The sequence below is a fragment of the Streptomyces sp. NPDC039736 genome (assembly GCF_055596485.1).
This window is the reverse complement of the sequence record NZ_JBVIUQ010000004.1, coordinates 621,935-638,909: the sequence shown is the minus strand read 5'-3', so window position 1 is coordinate 638,909 and position 16,975 is coordinate 621,935. Positions and strand designations below refer to the sequence as shown.

The 16,975-nt window shown below is 70.9% G+C and carries 19 protein-coding genes and 1 riboswitch; of the genes, 12 read left to right on the top strand and 7 right to left on the bottom strand.

Annotation, left to right across the window (positions count from 1 at the left end; translation table 11 throughout):
* Nucleotides 1-23 precede the first annotated feature (23 nt).
* Nucleotides 24-383, bottom strand: a complete 360-nt coding sequence (locus tag ACZ56L_RS16265; RefSeq protein ID WP_471064606.1) for a hypothetical protein — start codon at nucleotides 381-383, stop codon at nucleotides 24-26.
* Between the two features lie 350 nt (nucleotides 384-733).
* Between ACZ56L_RS16265 and ACZ56L_RS16260 the strand changes: the two genes are divergently transcribed.
* Both ACZ56L_RS16260 and ACZ56L_RS16255 read left to right on the top strand, forming a co-directional pair.
* Entirely contained in the window at nucleotides 734-3,190 is a 2,457-nt protein-coding gene (locus ACZ56L_RS16260; RefSeq protein ID WP_471064604.1) for an immune inhibitor A domain-containing protein, read from the top strand.
* A 167-nt stretch (nucleotides 3,191-3,357) separates the two neighbouring features.
* Complete coding sequence (locus tag ACZ56L_RS16255; protein WP_380837362.1) at nucleotides 3,358-3,666, top strand: hypothetical protein; 309 nt, start codon at nucleotides 3,358-3,360, stop codon at nucleotides 3,664-3,666.
* A gap of 16 nt (nucleotides 3,667-3,682) precedes the next feature.
* On the opposite strand, the gene ACZ56L_RS16250 is transcribed toward ACZ56L_RS16255, so the two are convergent.
* Nucleotides 3,683-4,267: an isochorismatase family protein gene (locus ACZ56L_RS16250; protein WP_471064602.1), complete on the bottom strand. Its 585-nt coding sequence runs from the start codon at nucleotides 4,265-4,267 to the stop codon at nucleotides 3,683-3,685.
* A gap of 102 nt (nucleotides 4,268-4,369) precedes the next feature.
* Nucleotides 4,370-5,698 carry a nicotinate phosphoribosyltransferase gene (locus ACZ56L_RS16245; protein ID WP_345222542.1) on the bottom strand — a complete coding sequence of 443 codons (1,329 nt, stop codon included), beginning with the start codon at nucleotides 5,696-5,698 and terminating at the stop codon, nucleotides 4,370-4,372.
* Between the two features lie 91 nt (nucleotides 5,699-5,789).
* Here ACZ56L_RS16245 and clpS point away from each other — a divergent pair, with 91 nt between their 5' ends.
* The 4 genes from clpS to ACZ56L_RS16225 all read left to right on the top strand — a co-directional run bounded on the left by clpS (nucleotide 5,790) and on the right by ACZ56L_RS16225 (nucleotide 9,012).
* On the top strand, nucleotides 5,790-6,104 hold the full coding sequence (gene clpS / locus ACZ56L_RS16240) for an ATP-dependent Clp protease adapter ClpS (protein WP_345222545.1): 315 nt from the start codon (nucleotides 5,790-5,792) through the stop codon (nucleotides 6,102-6,104).
* Entirely contained in the window at nucleotides 6,104-6,697 is a 594-nt protein-coding gene (locus tag ACZ56L_RS16235; protein ID WP_401761132.1) for a DUF2017 domain-containing protein, read from the top strand. Before clpS ends, ACZ56L_RS16235 begins: the two co-directional genes overlap by 1 nt.
* Nucleotides 6,698-7,060: 363 nt before the next feature.
* Nucleotides 7,061-8,524 carry an amino acid permease gene (locus tag ACZ56L_RS16230; protein WP_471064599.1) on the top strand — a complete coding sequence of 488 codons (1,464 nt, stop codon included), beginning with the start codon at nucleotides 7,061-7,063 and terminating at the stop codon, nucleotides 8,522-8,524.
* Between the two features lie 71 nt (nucleotides 8,525-8,595).
* Nucleotides 8,596-9,012 carry a M67 family metallopeptidase gene (locus ACZ56L_RS16225; RefSeq protein ID WP_468687858.1) on the top strand — a complete coding sequence of 139 codons (417 nt, stop codon included), beginning with the start codon at nucleotides 8,596-8,598 and terminating at the stop codon, nucleotides 9,010-9,012.
* Between the two features lie 11 nt (nucleotides 9,013-9,023).
* Here the strand turns inward: ACZ56L_RS16225 and ACZ56L_RS16220 are convergent, their stop codons facing one another.
* Complete coding sequence (locus ACZ56L_RS16220) at nucleotides 9,024-9,281, bottom strand: Txe/YoeB family addiction module toxin (protein WP_471064596.1); 258 nt, start codon at nucleotides 9,279-9,281, stop codon at nucleotides 9,024-9,026.
* Complete coding sequence (locus ACZ56L_RS16215) at nucleotides 9,278-9,553, bottom strand: type II toxin-antitoxin system Phd/YefM family antitoxin (protein WP_345222557.1); 276 nt, start codon at nucleotides 9,551-9,553, stop codon at nucleotides 9,278-9,280. The genes ACZ56L_RS16220 and ACZ56L_RS16215 overlap by 4 nt, the downstream gene beginning before the upstream one ends.
* A 104-nt stretch (nucleotides 9,554-9,657) precedes the next feature.
* Nucleotides 9,658-9,775, top strand: a riboswitch (cobalamin riboswitch).
* Nucleotides 9,776-9,814: 39 nt separating this feature from the next.
* Here ACZ56L_RS16215 and ACZ56L_RS16210 point away from each other — a divergent pair.
* The 6 genes from ACZ56L_RS16210 to ACZ56L_RS16185 all read left to right on the top strand — a co-directional run bounded on the left by ACZ56L_RS16210 (nucleotide 9,815) and on the right by ACZ56L_RS16185 (nucleotide 14,396).
* Nucleotides 9,815-10,807: an ABC transporter substrate-binding protein gene (locus ACZ56L_RS16210; protein WP_471064594.1), complete on the top strand. Its 993-nt coding sequence runs from the start codon at nucleotides 9,815-9,817 to the stop codon at nucleotides 10,805-10,807.
* Between the two features lie 8 nt (nucleotides 10,808-10,815).
* Nucleotides 10,816-11,862 carry a FecCD family ABC transporter permease gene (locus tag ACZ56L_RS16205; protein ID WP_345222563.1) on the top strand — a complete coding sequence of 349 codons (1,047 nt, stop codon included), beginning with the start codon at nucleotides 10,816-10,818 and terminating at the stop codon, nucleotides 11,860-11,862.
* 211 nt (nucleotides 11,863-12,073) lie between these two features.
* Nucleotides 12,074-12,847 carry an ABC transporter ATP-binding protein gene (locus ACZ56L_RS16200; protein ID WP_471064592.1) on the top strand — a complete coding sequence of 258 codons (774 nt, stop codon included), beginning with the start codon at nucleotides 12,074-12,076 and terminating at the stop codon, nucleotides 12,845-12,847.
* Between the two features lie 80 nt (nucleotides 12,848-12,927).
* Nucleotides 12,928-13,038 (top strand): putative leader peptide, encoded by a 111-nt coding sequence (locus ACZ56L_RS16195; RefSeq protein ID WP_318299655.1) that lies wholly within the window; start codon nucleotides 12,928-12,930, stop codon nucleotides 13,036-13,038.
* A gap of 121 nt (nucleotides 13,039-13,159) precedes the next feature.
* The gene (locus ACZ56L_RS16190) at nucleotides 13,160-13,444 is read left to right on the top strand and encodes a MoaD/ThiS family protein (protein WP_266653394.1); all 285 of its coding nucleotides are present in this window, start codon (nucleotides 13,160-13,162) and stop codon (nucleotides 13,442-13,444) included.
* Between the two features lies 1 nt (nucleotide 13,445).
* A complete protein-coding gene (locus tag ACZ56L_RS16185; protein ID WP_471064589.1) occupies nucleotides 13,446-14,396 on the top strand; it encodes a PLP-dependent cysteine synthase family protein in 951 nt (316 codons plus the stop codon).
* Between the two features lie 75 nt (nucleotides 14,397-14,471).
* Here ACZ56L_RS16185 and ACZ56L_RS16180 read toward each other — a convergent pair whose 3' ends face one another.
* Both ACZ56L_RS16180 and ACZ56L_RS16175 read right to left on the bottom strand, forming a co-directional pair.
* On the bottom strand, nucleotides 14,472-15,713 hold the full coding sequence (locus tag ACZ56L_RS16180; protein WP_471064587.1) for an acyltransferase family protein: 1,242 nt from the start codon (nucleotides 15,711-15,713) through the stop codon (nucleotides 14,472-14,474).
* A 440-nt stretch (nucleotides 15,714-16,153) separates the two neighbouring features.
* Nucleotides 16,154-16,636: a type II toxin-antitoxin system PemK/MazF family toxin gene (locus ACZ56L_RS16175; protein WP_345222585.1), complete on the bottom strand. Its 483-nt coding sequence runs from the start codon at nucleotides 16,634-16,636 to the stop codon at nucleotides 16,154-16,156.
* Between the last annotated feature and the right edge of the window lie 339 nt (nucleotides 16,637-16,975).

Below are 16,975 nucleotides of genomic sequence, written 5' to 3'. Positions count from 1 at the left end.
CCCCTCCGGGCAGCCTCCCGCGTCTAACCGCGCAGCGAGTGCTCGCCCACCGGGGCCGCCGAGGGGCGTGCGCGCGGACCGGGGACCCGGACCTCGCCGTACGCCTCGGTGGCGGCGGGCGCGGGACCGGCGACGGTCGTGCGCGCCGCCGCCGCGGTTTTCCGGGCCCCCCGCGCCCCCGGCATCGGCACCGTCATCGCCACCAGCACCCCCAGCCCCAGCGCGGCACACGCGATGACCGCGACCCAGGCCCCCGACGTGGTCTGCGAGAGCAGCAGCATGGCGAGGGTGGAGAGCACGGTCGTGAGGGCGCCGTACGCGCACTGGGCGACGGTCGGCGTCGTGAGCTGGATCCGGTGCGGAGTCTGGCGCGTGAGCTGCATGGCAGTTCCGTCCTCGGAGCACGGGGGGCGGGGTCGCGGGGTCCGGGCTGACCCTACGACCATGAGGTTCCCTCGTGGAACGTCAAGTAAGCGTGACCTCACACACGGTGCCGGTGCATGGGGGGCGCACGGTGTCATGCGCCCGTCCGCCCTGTGAGACGCGAGCGCCGGTACGGCCCGGGCCGCCCGGCCGCCTCCCCAACTGCCTAGCGCTTACATCCATTTGATGTCAAGGACTGTCTTTTCTTCGCCAACTCCGGTCGAATGGCGTCACTTGTGACGCGCGCCGCGAACGGTACCCCTCCTACCCCATCGGGATCGGCCGGCGGCCGCGGGGGAGGAACCACCAAGTGAGCAGCAAGAGACAGGTCTTCCGCGGCACCGCGATACTCGCGGCCGTCGCCGCGACGGCGGCCACCGCCTCGGTCCACGCCACCGCGCGGGCCGACGAACGGACACCGGCGCCCATCGAGCGCCAGGACCCGGCGCACACGGAGACCGGCAAGGGCCAGGGCAGCGGCCACGACCACGGTCACGGCGGCAAGGGCCACCTGATCGACGGCCCCTTCACCGCCCAGCAGGCCCAGCAGCGGCAGACCGCGCTGGAGCAGGTGCTCAGCGGCAGGGCCAGGACCGAGAAGCGCGGCAGCTCGCAGGTCGTCAAGCTCGGCGACAAGAAGTACGTGGAGCTCGGCCGCGAGCGCACCGACCAGATCTTCACCATCCTGGTCGAGTTCGGCGACAAGGTCGACAACACGACGATGTACGACCCGGACGGCGACGGCCCCAAGCCCCCCGTCCCCAAGTACGGCGGGACGCCCGGCCCCCTGCACAACCGGATCCCGGAGCCGGACCGTACGAAGGACAACTCCACCGCCTGGAAGAAGGACTACAACCAGGCGCACTTCCAGAACCTGTACTTCGGTTCCGGCAAGGGCCCCGACGGCAAGCCCGTCGACTCCCTGAAGACCTACTACGAGAAGGCCTCGTCGGGCCGCTACTCGGTCGAGGGCAAGGTCACCGACTGGGTCAAGGTCGAGTACAACGAGGCCCGTTACGGCTCCAACTACTGCGGCAGCGACAACTGCCCCAACGTCGAGGACCTGGTCCGCGACGGCGTCAACGCCTGGGTCGCCAAGGAGAAGGCGGCCGGGAAGACGGACGCGCAGATCAAGGCCGACCTCGCCAAGTACGACCAGTGGGACCGCACCGACCACGACAACGACGGCAACTTCAACGAGTCGGACGGCTACATCGACCACTTCCAGGTCGTGCACGCCGGTGAGGACGGCTCGGCCGGCGGCGGCGCACAGGGCGGCGACTCCATCTGGGCGCACCGCGGCTACGCGTACAGCCGCGACGACGGCGAGACCGGCCCCGGCGGCTTCAAGGCGGGCGGCGTGCCCGTCGGCGACACCGGCATCTGGGTCGGCGACTACACCGCGCAGCCCGAGAACGGCGGCCTCGGCGTCTTCGCCCACGAGTACGGCCACGACCTGGGCCTGCCCGACCTCTACGACACCACCAACCAGGCCGAGAACTCGGTCGGCTTCTGGTCCCTGATGTCGGCGGGCTCCTGGCTCGGCACCGCGAAGAACGAGATCGGCGACCTCCCCGGCGACATGACCGCCTGGGACAAGCTCCAGCTCGGCTGGCTGAAGTACGACAAGGCGAAGGCCGCCACGACCTCCCTGCACAAGCTGGGCGTCTCGGCGTACAACACCGAGAACCCGCAGGCCGTCGTCGTCGAACTCCCCAAGAAGAACGTCACCACCGAGGTGGTCGCGCCCGCCGAGGGCAGCAAGCAGTGGTGGTCCGACTACGGCGACAACCTCTCCAACACCCTCTCCCGCGACGTGGACCTGACCGGCAAGAAGTCGGCGTCCCTGGAGCTCAAGGGCTGGTGGAACATCGAGAAGGACTACGACTACCTCTACACCCAGGTCTCCACCGACAACGGCGCGAGCTGGAAGACCATCGACGGCAAGGCCGACGGCCAGACCATCCCGCGCGACGGCGGCGACAAGCCGGCCCTGACCGGTGACTCGACCACGTACAAGAACCTGGTCTACCCCCTGGACGCCTACGCCGGCCAGAAGATCGGCATCCGCTTCCGCTACAAGACCGACGGCGGCGCGGGCGGCAAGGGCTTCGCGGCCGACGCGATCACGGTCAAGGCCGACGGCGCGGCCGTGTTCACCGACAACGCCGAGACCGAGGGCGACAACGGCTGGACCGTCCGCGGCTTCTCCAAGGTCGGCGCCTCGATCAACGGCGACTACCCGCAGTTCTACCTGGCCGAGAACCGCCAGTACGTCTCGTACGACAGGACCCTGAAGTCCGGCCCGTACAACTTCGGCTGGCGCAAGGCCGGCGACCCGAAGTACAACTGGGTCGAGCACTACGCCTACCGTCCCGGCCTGATGATCTGGCAGTGGGACACCTCGCAGCGCAACAACAACGTCTCCGAGCACCACGGCAAGGGCCTGCTGCTGCCCGTCGACGCCAACGCCAAGCCCCTGAAGTGGGCCGACGGCAAGCTGCTCAGCAACAAGATCCAGCCCTACGACGCCGCCTTCTCCTGGTGGCCCTCGGCCGGCTTCACCCTCCACAAGCAGGGCGTCCCCACCAAGATCCCCGGCCACCTGGGCACCCCGGTCTTCGACGACCGCAAGGGCACCTACTGGTACAAGGAGAACCCCACCGGGAGCGTCCAGACAACTGACACCAACACCCGGATCTCCATCGTCAGCCAGCCCCTGGACGGCCGGACGATGACCATCCTGGTCGGCAAGAGTGGTCGCTGACGACGACTTTTAGGCCATTCCCCCAGGTCAGAGCATGATCGGCCGTCGCCCCTCTAGCGGGCGGCGGCCGATCACGTTTAGATGCCTCTTACGTACTCGCTATTGACGCGACGTCTTACGGACTTCCTCTCCGGGGTCCTGCGGCGTCGCACGGGGGAGTGTTCGACATGTCCGCAGGAGGTTTCAACAGACTTCCGAACGGGAGCGTGGTGGTGGCCCTGACCCTGCCGCGCCCCGGTCCCTCCGGCACCAAGGTCCGCATCCTGGTCCTCGCCGCGAACCGCGCGAGGGCGCTGACGAGGCTGCGCAACCTCGGCCTCCGCGCCGTCTACCTCCGCGGCAACACGGAACCCCCCACCCCCGACGAGATCACCGCCGTCCTCCACCACCCCGACGGCCTCCTCTGGCGCACGGCCCCCCAGTCCCGCCAGGAACTCTGGCACCCGATACGCAGCCTGATGCGCCCGGCGACCTGAGCCCCGGGTAGCGGACTCAGACCACCGGCTTGCCCGTGAGGGTCACGCCGGCGTCCCGCAGCTCCGTCAGGGCCTGCTCCGTGGTCGTCGCGGAGACGCCCGCCGTCAGGTCCAGCAGGACGTGGGTCGTGAAGCCCTCACGGGCCGCGTCCAGGGCCGTGGCGCGGACGCAGTGGTCGGTGGCGATGCCGACCACGTCGACCTCCGTCACGTCGTGGGAGCGCAGCCAGTCGGCCAGGCCGACGCCGTTCTCGTCCGTGCCCTCGAAGCCGCTGTACGCCGCCGAGTACGCCCCCTTGTCGAAGACGGCGGCGATCGACCCCGAGGCCACCGCAGGGGCGAAGTTCGGGTGGAAGCCCACGCCCTCCGTGCCCGCGACGCAGTGCACCGGCCAGGAGTCCACGTAGTCCGGGGTGGGGGAGAAGTGGGCGCCCGGGTCGATGTGGTGGTCACGGGTGGCGACCACGTACCGGTAGCCCGCCTGGGACTCGCCGACCAGGTCGGTGATCGCGGCGGCCACGTCCGCGCCGCCCGCGACCGCGAGGCTGCCGCCCTCGCAGAAGTCGTTCTGCACGTCGACGACGATCAAGGCGCGGTGCATGTGTCTTCCTCACGTGGTGGGGCGGCGGAGTGGCGTACTCCCGCTACCGAGGGTAGGGATCGCGGCCCGCCCGCGGGAGGGGGCGTCCGCGGGCGGCCCGGGTCAGACGTACTCGGTCGGGATCACCGGCTCGCCCCGGGAGAGCTGCACCGAGGACATGGGGAGGGCTCCGCGCGCCGCCGTGTGGCGGGCGCGGGCCGCGTCCAGGGGCTCGCGGGCGACGACCTCGCCGGAGCGGACCAGTTCGACCTGGAGCCGGTGGTCGGCCAGCTCCGCCGGGACCGTCCCCGTGCCGATGACCTCGGCCTCCGCGATGCCGTACGCGTCCGGGCGGCGCGCCGCCCACTTGCGGCCGCCGCGCGAGGACTTCGCGCCCATCGACTTCTTCGCGACGGGGATCAGGGGGTCCTGGGGGTCGGCGGACCGGGCGCGGGCGACCAGTTTGTAGACCATCGAGCAGGTGGGGTGGCCGCTGCCGGTGACCAGCTGCGTTCCGACGCCGTACGCGTCCACCGGCGCCGCCGCGAGCGAGGCGATGGCGTACTCGTCCAGGTCGGAGGTGACGACGATCCTGGTCTTGGTCGCGCCCAGCTCGTCGAGCTGCTGGCGGACGCGGTGGGCGACCAGGAGGAGGTCGCCGGAGTCGATGCGTACCGCGCCGAGGTCGGGGCCGGCGATCTCGACGGCCGTACGGACGGCCTCGGCCACGTCGTACGTGTCGACCAGCAGCGTCGTGCCGCTGCCGAGCGAGTCCACCTGGGCCCGGAAGGCGTCGCGCTCGGTGTCGTGGAGCAGGGTGAAGGCGTGCGCGGAGGTGCCGACCGTGGGGATGCCGTAGCGGAAGCCCGCCGCCAGGTCCGAGGTCGAGGCGAAGCCGCCGACGTAGGCGGCGCGCGCGGAGGCGACGGCGGAGAGCTCGTGGGTGCGGCGGGCGCCCATCTCGATCAGCGGGCGGCCGCCGGCGGAGGCGGACATCCGGGAGGCCGCCGCCGCGATCGCCGAGTCGTGGTTGAGGATCGAGAGGATGACCGTCTCCAGGAGCACGCACTCGGCGAAGCTGCCCTCGACGCGCAGGATCGGCGAGCCCGGGAAGTAGACCTCGCCCTCCGGATAGCCCCAGATGTCCCCGTTGAAGCGGTACGAGGCCAGCCACTCCAGGGTCGGCTCGTCGACGATGCCCTGCTCGCGCAGGAAGGCGAGCAGGTCCGCGTCGAAGCGGAAGTTCTCCACGGCGTCCAGCACCCGGCCCGTACCGGCGACCACGCCGTAGCGGCGGCCGGAGGGGAGCCTGCGGGTGAAGACCTCGAAGACGGAGCGCCGGTCGGCGGTGCCCGCGCGCAGGGCCGCCTGGAGCATGGTCAGCTCGTACTGGTCGGTGAAGAGCGCTGTCGACGGGACGTCCACCGGCAGGCCGAGATCCGCTGTGTTCATACGACGGATGCTACCCCTGATCTCGTCAGAGTGACGAAATCTAAGGACGGAAGTGGGGCCGTTTGTGCGACGGGCCCGGTGCGGTGGCAGCATGGGAAGGGTGAGTGTCGCCCCCGTAGAGATCGAACGCCCCGAGTCGGCCGAGGAGACCTTCCTGGTCCCCGAGCCGGACACCCCCTGGGTGACCCTGGTCCACAACGACCCGGTCAACCTGATGAGTTACGTGTCGTACGTCTTCCAGACGTACTTCGGGTATTCCAAGGAGAAGGCGAAGAAGCTGATGCTCGACGTCCACCACAAGGGGCGCGCGGTCGTCTCGGCGGGCAGCCGCGAGGAGATGGAACGCGACGTGCAGGCGATGCACGGGTACGGACTGTGGGCGACCCTCTCCCAGGACCGCGGCTGATGGCCGGTTACTTCGAGGCGGTCCCCGGCGGCGGCGCGGCCATCGCCCTGGACACCGTCGAGACCTCCATCCTGCGCTCGCTCGCCGTGCAGCTCCTGGAGATGATCGGCCCCGGCGACGAGCCCGTCGAGGGCGCCGACCCGCTCGCCGCGCTCTTCGCGGAGGGCCCCAGCGAAGCCCCGGCCGACCCGGCGCTGGCCCGGCTCTTCCCCGACGCGTACGCCGATCCGCGCGGCGAGCCCGACGAGGAGGCGCGGGCCGCCTCCGCCGAGTTCCGCCGCTTCACCGAGAACGACCTGCGCACTCGCAAGCGCGAGGACGCCCTGTCCGTCGTGCGGAACCTGGACGCGCTGGCCCCGGCGGCGGGCGAGCCCGCGCTCGTGCTGAAGCTGGCCCCCGAGGAGTCCCGGCGCTGGCTCGGGACGCTGAACGACCTCCGCCTCACCATCGCCTCCCGCCTCGACATCACCGACGAGGACGAGAGCGAGGAGCTGTACCGGCTGCCCGACGAGGACCCGCGCAAGCCGATGGTGATGGCCTACCTGTGGCTGGGCGGGATGCAGGAGACGCTCGTCGAGACGCTGATGCCGTAGCCGCACATCGAGGCCGTATCAAGGGCTGGACAGTACGTGTTCGCTCAGCGGACGCTCAAATCCGAATAACGGTTAGGTCAAACTCCCCTGCACGCTTTGCCGTCGCAGGGGAGTTTTGTCCGCTTTTCCCTGTGCAATAGGGCACAAAGCGACGAACGATCACCTCCGCGTCCGTGATAAATCTGCACGACCACCCACGGACGCCACCCCTGTCCCGTGGGGGCGCTCACGCCGGCCGAACCCGGCGATGCACTCCATCCAACATCCGGGGGCACCCGCCCTGACTCAAGGATCGTCACAGTCGGTCCGAGCCGCGCACCGCGTGCGAGAACGGCCGGATCGCATGGAGAAAGGCGCACGATCATGACCTCAGTGCAGGTCGACAAGAAGCACGGCGACGGCAGTGGGGCCGAGGGCACGGGCGCGACCGAGGACGGCTCGGGCGAGGGTTACCAGCGAGGACTCGGCGCCCGCCAGATCCAGATGATCGCCATCGGCGGCGCCATCGGAACGGGCCTCTTCCTCGGCGCGGGCAAGGGCATCTCCAAGGCCGGCCCCAGCCTGATCCTCGCGTACGCCATCGCGGGCCTGGTCATCTTCTTCATCATGCGGGCGCTCGGCGAGCTGCTCATGTACCGCCCGGTGTCGGGCTCCTTCTCGGAGTACGCCCGCGAGTTCCTCGGCCCCTTCTTCGGGTTCGTGACCGGCTGGACGTACTGGCTCTTCTGGGTCGTGACCGGCATCACCGAGGTCACCGCCGCCTCCGAGTACATGCAGTACTGGACCAAGGACGCCACCGGCTGGATCAACCAGCCGCAGTGGGTCTTCGCCCTGATCTTCACCGTGATCCTCTTCGGCGCGAACCTGATCTCGGTCAAGCTCTTCGGCGAACTGGAGTTCTGGTTCTCGATGGTCAAGGTCACCGCCATCATCGGCATGATCCTGATCTGCGCCGGCATCCTGACGATCGGCTTCTCCGACGCGGGCGACACCGCCTCCGTCTCCCTCCTGTGGTCCGAGGGCGGGTTCTTCCCCAAGGGCGTCGGCTCGACGCTGATGACGCTCCAGATGGTGATGTTCGCCTTCCTGGCCGTCGAGCTGGTCGGGGTGACCGCGGGCGAGTCCAAGGACCCCAAGACCGTCCTGCCGAAGGCCATCAACACCGTCCCGTGGCGCATCGCCGTCTTCTACGTCGGCGCGCTGATCATGATCCTCTCGGTCGTCCCGTGGACGCACTTCCAGCCCGGCATCTCCCCGTTCGTCGCGGCCTTCGAGAAGATGGGCCTCGGCGTCGGCGCGGCGATCGTCAACTTCGTCGTCCTGACGGCGGCCCTGTCCTCCTGCAACTCGGGCATGTACTCCACCGGCCGCATGCTGCGCGACCTCGCGCTCAACGGCCAGGCCCCGAAGTTCTTCACCAAGCTGACCAAGCGCGGGCTGCCGCTGGCTGGCACGTCCTTCTCGGCCGCGCTGATGCTGGTCGGCGTGTGGATCAACTACCAGTGGCCGGGCGAGGCGTTCGACTACGTCGTCTCCTTCGCCACCATCTCCGGCATGTGGGCCTGGATCATGATCCTCTGCTCGCAGATCAGGTACCGCCGGATGTCCGACGCGGGCCTGCTGCCCAAGTCGTCCTTCCGGGCGCCGGGCGCCCCGTGGACGAGCTGGTTCGCGCTGGGCTTCATCGGCCTGGTGATCGTGCTGATGGGCATCGACGAGGACGCCCGGATCTCGCTGGTCTGCGCGCCGTTCTGGGCGCTGCTGCTGGGCGTCTCGTACCTGGTCATGAGGGCCCGGAACCCGGAGAAGTTCGCCGCCAAGAAGTAACCCCGTCCAGCATGCGGTCCCGCTCGTACCACCCCTCGGTACGGGCGGGACCCTTTGCTTATCCTGGCCGCATGCTGACCATTTCCCGGACCGTCTACGACCAGATCGTGGCCCACGCGCGCGCCGACCACCCCGACGAGGCGTGCGGCGTGGTCGCCGGTCCCGAGGGCACCGGCCGCCCCGAACGCTTCGTCCCGATGCTGAACGCGGCCCGCTCGCCCACCTTCTACGAGTTCGACTCGGGCGACCTGCTGAAGCTGTACCGGGAGATGGACGACCGGGACGAGGAACCGGTGATCGTCTACCACTCCCACACGGCGACCGAGGCGTACCCCTCCCGCACGGACGTCACGTACGCGAACGAGCCCGGCGCGCACTACGTCCTGGTGTCGACGGCCGACGCGGACGGCCTCGGCGACTTCCAGTTCCGCTCGTACCGGATCGTGGACGGGGTCGTCACGGAGGAAGAGGTCGAGGTGGTGGGGTAGCGGAGCGCCCGTCAGTAGTGGTGCCGGGCCTTGAGGATTCTGACTTCCTTCTCGTCGACCCGGTACACCAGCCTGTGCTCGTCGTCGATCCTGCGTGACCAGTAGCCGGAAAGGTCGGCCTTCAGCGGCTCCGGCTTGCCGATGCCGCTGAAGGGGTCACGCTGAATTTCGTTGATGAGGCGAGCAATCCTCCGGGCGGCCTTGAGGTCCGCCCCGAGCCAGTACTGCAGGTCTTCCCAAGCGCCGGGTGAGAAGTGGACGCTCCTCACTCCTCTCCGCCGGTCATGGCGCGGAGCTCGTCCATATTCCGGATGACGCCGGGCTCCCCGGACCGATCCCAGGCGACGGCCTCCATGAGGCGACGCGCGTTCTCCGGGGAGCGCAGCAGGTAGACCGTCTCCTGCCAGGAGTCGTAGTCGTCGGCCGACATCAGGACGGCGTCCCCGGCCTTGGACGTGATGCGCACCGGGTCGTGGTCGGTGTTGACACGCTCTATCAACGGAAACAGGGTCTTCCGGGCCTCGCTGGCGCTGATGGACATGGCGCATCCCATCCTTTCAGGGTGAACTGCCAAGGTACCCGTCTGGTACCAGGTTCCGGTACCGGAGCCGGATGGGCGGCCCGTCCCGCCCGGGTGAGACACTGTGCCCGACTTGGGCGGCAGGACCCAGGAAGCCGGTGCGAATCCGGCGCGGTCCCGCCACTGTGACCGGACGCCACCCGCGTCCGGGAGCCAGGAACTGACCTGCCGCCTCACCATCCGCACCAGGGGACGAGGAAATCCCCGGAGGAGGCCTTCCGCATGCCCGTCCGCCGTGCCCGCACCGCCCTCGTCATAGCCGCGGTCCTGCTGCCGCTCACCGCCTGCGGAAGCGGGCAGCAGGGCCGCGGCCAGGACGAGCCGCAGGCCGCGTCCGCCAAGGGCTTCCCGTACACCGTCGAGAACTGCGGGGTGAAGACCACCTTCACCAAGGCCCCCGAGCGCGCCCTGCCCATGAACCAGCACGCGACGGAGGTCCTGCTGGAGCTGGGGCTGGCGAAGTCCGTCACCGGCACCGCCTACCTGGACGACAAGGTCCTCCCGAAGTACGCCGCCGACTACGCGAAGATCCCGGTCGTCGCCGAGGAGTACCCCTCCAAGGAGAAGCTCCTCGCCGCCGACCCCGACTTCGTCTACGGCGGTTACGCCTCCGCCTTCGACGCCAAGCAGGGCCGCAGCCGCGAGGACCTCGCGAAGTCCGGCATCCGGACCCGCCTGAACATCGAGTACTGCACGAAGGGCTCCAGCGCGGTCGACGACATCTACCGCGAGGTCGCCGAGACCGGCCGCACCTTCGGGGTCGGCGAGCGCGCCGACACCTGGGTAGCCGCCGCCAAGAAGACCGTCGCCGACACCGAGGCCCGGCTCAAGGGCGTGCGGCCGGTCAGCGTCTTCGCGTACGACAGCGGCGACAAGACCGCCTCCACCACCGGCGGCAAGGGCATCGCCAACGAGATGATCACCCGTGCCGGCGGCAGGAACGTCATGGCCGACGTCCCCAAGTCCTTCACCGACGCCTCCTGGGAGCAGGTCGTCACCCGCAAGCCGGACGTGATCATGATCATCGACTACGGCTCGACGACCGTCGAACAGAAGAAGAAGCGGCTGCTGGAGGACCCCGCGCTCCAGGACGTCCCGGCGGTCAGGAACAAGAAGTTCGCGGTCATGCCGCTGTCCGAGCTGGTCGTCGGCGTCCGGGCCCCCGCAGCCATCGAACGGCTCGCCCGCCAGCTCCACCCCGAGCTCGCGAAGTAGCGCAAGCCGTGAGCTGCAAGACCCCGCCCGCCCGCGGGCCGCTGCGCTACACCCTCGTCCTCGCGGTCCTCGCCGCCGCCCTCGCGGCGGCGATGACCGCGGGGCTCGCCCTCGGGCAGGTCCGCATCCCGGCGTCCCAGGTCCTCGACATCGTCACCGGGAACGCCGGCCCCAGCCCCTTCCGCACGATCGTCCTGGACGTGCGCATGCCGCGCGTCCTGCTCGGCGCGATCGTCGGGGCCGGGCTCGCCGTGGTCGGCACGGTCCTCCAGGCCCTCGTCCGCAACCCGCTCGCCGACCCGTACCTGCTCGGGATCTCCTCCGGGGCCTCGGCGGGCGTCGTGCTGGTCATCGTCTTCGGGCTCGGCAGCGGGCTCGGACTCGCGACCACCGTGACCATGCCCGCCGGCGCCTTCGCGGGGTCGCTGCTCGCGCTCGTCCTCGTCTACGCGCTGGCCCGGCGGGGCGGGCAGATGACCGGGACCCGGCTGGTGCTGGCCGGGGTCGCCGTCGCGTACATCCTGTCGGCGCTGACCAGCCTGATCATGGTGACCTCCGCGAAGCGCGAGCACTTCCAGGAGGCCATGTACTGGACGCTGGGCGGGCTCGGGAGCGCGCGGTGGGACGCGCTGCCGCTGCCCGCCGTGGTGCTCGTGGCCGGGACGGCGCTGCTCGTCGCGCTGGCGCGTCCGCTCGACCTGATGCTGGTGGGGGAGGAGGGGGCCACCGTCCTCGGACTCGACACCTCGCGCTTCAGGGCGGGCGTCTTCGTGCTGACCTCGCTGGTCACCGGGGTGCTGGTGTCGGTGTCCGGGGCGATCGGGTTCATCGGGCTGCTGGTGCCGCACGCGGCGCGGATGCTGGTGGGGGCCTCGCACCGGACGCTGCTGCCGGTCGTCGCGCTCGCCGGGGCCGCCTTCCTGGTCCTCGCCGACCTGGGAGCGCGGGTCGTCGCCGAGCCGCAGGACATCCCGGTCGGCATCCTCACCGCCCTGATCGGCGGGCCGTTCTTCCTGTGGCTGCTGCGGCGGAGGCCGGAGGGGGCGCCCTCGTGAGGGCGGGGACGGGGCGCCGTTCCGGCCGCCGTGCGGGGCGGCCCTCCCCTCTCCCGTCCCTTGACTGACGCGCCTGCCGCGTAGCGGTGAGCGGTTCCCCGCAGGGGAGCGGGCGACCGGTCGCGCGGTTCCCCGCGCCCCGAGAGCACTCCCCGCGCCCCGGGGAGCCGCCGAAGCCGTACCCCCCCCCGACGATTCCGAAGGAGCCCCCATGAGCCACCTCCGTACCGAAGGACTCTCCTACGGCGTCGACGGCCGGCACCTCGTCGACGCCGTCGACATCGAGGCCCGCCCCGGCGAGACCGTCGGCCTCGTCGGGCCCAACGGCAGCGGCAAGACCACCCTGCTGCGCTGCGTGTACGGCACCCTCGCCCCCACCCACGGCCGCGCCCTGCTCGACGGCGAGGACCTGCGCACCATGGGCGCCAAGAAGCGCGCCCAGCGGCTCGCGACCGTGCCGCAGGACGGGCAGACGGTGTTCGAGCTGACCGTCCGCGAGGTCGTCGCCATGGGCCGCTCCCCGCACAAGAAGTTCTGGGAGGCCGACACCGCCGCCGACCAGGAGCACGTCCGCCGGGCCCTCGACCGGGTCGGCATCGGCGCGCTCGCCGACCGCGCCTTCCCCTCCCTCTCCGGCGGTGAGCGCCAACGCGCCCTCGTGGCACGGGCGTTGGTGCAGGAGCCCGCCCTCGTCGTGCTCGACGAGCCGACCAACCACCTCGACATCCGCTACCAGCTCGAAGTCCTCGGCCTCGTACGCGCCATGGGCACCACCAACCTCCTCGCCCTCCACGACCTCAACCTCGCGGCCTACTACTGCGACCGCCTCTACGTCCTCGACGCCGGCCGCGTCGTCGCCGACGGCACCCCCGCGGAAGTCCTCACCCCCGACCTCCTCAAGCGGGTCTACGGGGTGAACGCCGAGGTCAGCACGCATCCCACCACCGGCGCGCCCACGGTCGTCTACCTCCCGCCATCGCGCTGAAGTCCGCCTGGCGGACGCATTCGTCTCGGCAGGCGAGATCACATGCCGGGATCCGGGCCGGGAATCTATACGATGACCGCATGGTTGCCCACGACGTGACAGCGAAGACGACGCCGAGCACAGTGCTGCTCGTGGCGCGCCTGCACGTCGACCTGTGCCGGCTCGACAGCGCCATCTGTACCGCCGCCTGACCCGCACCGACGCCACACCGAGACGTACGCCCCCCGCGCGGGGGACGAGAATGCCGCGCGCCCTTCCCGCCGACGTACCCGCGTCCACGTACGCACGCACTCCCGAACAGGAGCCCACGCCATGGCCATCGAGGTCCGCATCCCCACCATCCTCCGCACCCACACCGACGGCGCGAAGGCCGTCGAGGGCAACGGGGCCACCCTCGCCGACCTCTTCGCCGACCTGGAGACCCGCCACACCGGCATCCAGGAGCGCATCGTGGAGAAGGACAAGGGCGAGCTGCGCCGCTTCGTCAACGTCTACCTCAACGACGAGGACGTCCGCTTCCTCGACGGCATCTCCACCAAGCTCGCCGACGGCGACAGCGTGACGATCCTGCCCGCCGTCGCGGGCGGCTCCCGCTGACATGCGGTACGACTCCCCGCTCGCCGCCGTCGGCAACACCCCCCTGGTCCGCCTGCCGCGCCTCTCGCCCTCCGACGACGTCCGCATCTGGGCCAAGCTGGAGGACCGCAACCCGACCGGCTCGATCAAGGACCGCCCCGCGCTCCACATGGTCGAACAGGCGGAGAAGGACGGGCGGCTGACCCCCGGCTGCACGATCCTGGAGCCCACCAGCGGCAACACCGGCATCTCGCTGGCCATGGCCGCGAAGCTCAAGGGCTACCGCATCGTCTGCGTGCTGCCCGAGAACACCTCCCAGGAGCGCCGCGACCTGCTGGCCATGTGGGGCGCGGAGATCATCTCCTCCCCGGCGGCGGGCGGCTCCAACACGGCCGTCCGCGTCGCCAAGGAGCTGGCCGCCGAGCATCCGGACTGGGTGATGCTCTACCAGTACGGCAACCCCGACAACGCGGGCGCCCACTACGCCACCACCGGCCCGGAGATCCTCACCGACCTCCCCTCGGTCACCCACTTCGTCGCGGGGCTCGGCACCACCGGCACCCTCATGGGCGTCGGCCGCTACCTGCGCGAACACAAGCCGGACGTGAAGATCGTCGCCGCCGAGCCGCGCTACGACGACCTCGTGTACGGCCTGCGCAACCTGGACGAGGGCTTCGTCCCCGAGCTGTACGACGCCTCCGTCCTCACCACCCGCTTCTCCGTGGGCTCCGCCGACGCGGTCACCCGCACCCGGGAACTCCTGGCGCAGGAAGGCATCTTCGCGGGCGTCTCCACGGGCGCGGCCCTGCACGCCGCGATCGGCGTCGGGAACAAGGCCCGCAAGGCGGGGGAGAGCGCCGACATCGTCTTCGTCGTCGCCGACGGCGGCTGGAAGTACCTCTCCACCGGCGTCTACACGGCCCCCACCACCGAGGCCGCCATCGAGACCCTGCACGGCCAGCTCTGGGCCTAGGGGTCTTCGTACGGTACGAGGAGGGGCCCGCGCCGAATCCCACGGCGCGGGCCCCTCCTCGTACTCCCACGGCGGTCAGCGCACCGGTGCCGACCCCGCCCGCGCACCCTCCGCGGCCACCGTGGGCGGCACGTCCGGTGCGGGACCGCCGACCCTGCGGCGCAGGCGCTGCGGCATCCTCCGGTTCAGCCACTGCGCGGCGGGCTCCTCCACGTACCGGAACAGCGCCCACGACAGCGCGATCACCACGACCGCGCAACCGATCATGTCCAGCAGCACGCTGTTGTCGTCCCCGGCCCGGCCCCACGCGTAGGTGGCCAGGCGCGAGATGGAGTGGTGGATGAGGTAGAAGCCGTACGACCAGGCGCCCAGCAGGATCAGCGAGGGCTTGTTCAGCACCCCGCGGTGGCCGTTCACCTCCCGCTGCACGAACGCCAGGATGATCAGCATCGACAGCACGGCGATGACCGGCCGGATCGTGTAGTCGAGCTGCGCGACGACCGGCGCCGGCAGGTTGGCGCGACCCGTGTAGTACCCCCACACGTACAGCGCGAGCAGCACCACGGGGACGAACGGGCGCATCGGCAGCCGCCAGCCGCGCCGCACGGCCAGCGCGACGGTCATGCCCAGCAGGAACTGCGGCAGGTAGACGAGCGGGTTGCGCATGATCCAGCCCTCGAAGGAGGGCTGGAAGGTGGCCGCCGCCCACCAGTTCACCGCCCACATCCCGACCAGGCCGGCCGCCGTCGCGAGCGCCAGGGTGCGGGTGCGGTGGCGCACCGCGATGCGGGCGGCCAGCGGGAACAGGGCGTAGAAGAGCAGCTCGACGCTGAGCGTCCAGGTCACCTCGTTGCCGGGCAGGGTGGGCGTCACGCCCGGGAACCAGGTCTGCACCAGGAACAGCGAGGCGATCACGCTCGGCCAGTCGACGTGCTCGTGCGCGGCGACGTAGTAGGCGTAGAAGCCCAGGACCGCCGCGGCCAGCGAGGCCGGCCAGATCCGGGCCATGCGCCGCCAGTAGAACGCGACCGGATGCTCCTGCGGCTTGAACACCCAGGTCAGCAGGAAGCCGGAGAGCACGAAGAAGAAGGTGACCCCGTGCCCGCCGATCATCGAGTACGGGAAGATCGCGGGCGCCGTGCCGTAACCGGTCTTGTTGCCGAGACCCGTGAAGTGGTGGGCGAACACGGCGAACGCGGCGAAGAATCTCAGGCTGGTGAGGGAGTCCAGCCGGTTCGGCAGCGCCGAGGAACGGACGGCCGACCGGAACGGGGCGGGGACGAGGCCGGGGCGTGGAGCGGTGAGCGTCGCAGTCACAGGCTTCTCATGGCGTCGGGGGCGGGGGGCGGGCGCCGTGCGGAGCGGCAGCGGTCGAGGCGGTCGGGGAGGGCCGGTCGGCCGACCGGGCTCTTGCCCGCCTGTCCGGACCTGTCCGTACCTGTCAGGCCTGGCCAGGTGGGACACCTGTCATGACGTCTGCCGCACGTGCACAACGCCACGGTTGGGGACGAGGCTACCGGGGCGGCAGAGGTGTTCACTCACGCGAGTGAACTACGGGAACGCACGTGCGCTTCGGCCTTCCGGCGGCGGGTGTGCCGGGGACGCGCGCACCCGCCGCCGATCCGGCACGGACCCCGTGCCCTGTCCCGGGACGCCCGGGTGGCGGACCCGGTGTGCGCCCCGCCCTGGGACACCGGGCGGCGGACCCCGCGTGTGCCCCGTCCTGCGAAGCCGGGTGGCGGACCCGCTGCGCCCTCCTAGGACGCCAGGTGACGGACCTGGTCCCACACCGTCGGGTCCGCGACGCCGACCCGGCGGCGGAAGTCCTCCAGTGCGACGTCCCGCAGCTCGTCCGTCTCCAGGAAACTGGGGCGGCCCTGGGCGTCGCCCACCGAACCCGGCGGCAGCGGGATGACGCCCTGCCGCTCGTGGTGCCACTTGCTGGTGATCTTCGCGACGAGGACGTCGTCGCCGCGCACGCCCAGCACCAGGCACGGGCGGTCCTTCGACCCCGGCCCGTCCTCGTACGGCACGTCCGCCCACCAGATCTCACCGGGCTGCGGCAGCCGCTCGGGCCGTCTGCCGGGCCTGCGCCGGGGGCCCTCCGGCCTGCCCGGCGGACGGGTCCGGCCGCCGGGCCGCCTGCCGGGCCTTCGGCCTCGGCCCCAGCCGTCGGACAGCGCGGCCATCAGTGCCAGCACGACCACGCCGAGCAGCGCCAGCCACCACGAGGTATCCATACCCCGACGCTACCGGCCCCCTCCGGCCCCGGCACGCCTCCACCCCCCTGTCGCCTCCGCCCCCTGCCCGCCCCCCGCCCGCCCCCCGCCCCCTCGAACGCCCCACCTCCCCTCCTCTTCCTCCCGGCCCCCCGAGCAGCGACCCGCCCTCCCCTCCGTGCCCCCGTTCCCCGGCGGCCCGAGCGCCCACCGCCCCAACACCGCCCTCCGCGCCCCCAGTTCACGCCCCCCGAACCGGTGACGCCCCAGGTGAGTTGCCCCACAACGGCACACGGCCGAGGAGCGAGCACCCTTCCCGCGCCTTACGCTCGAACCCATCCCGCACCTCCCGCCCGCACC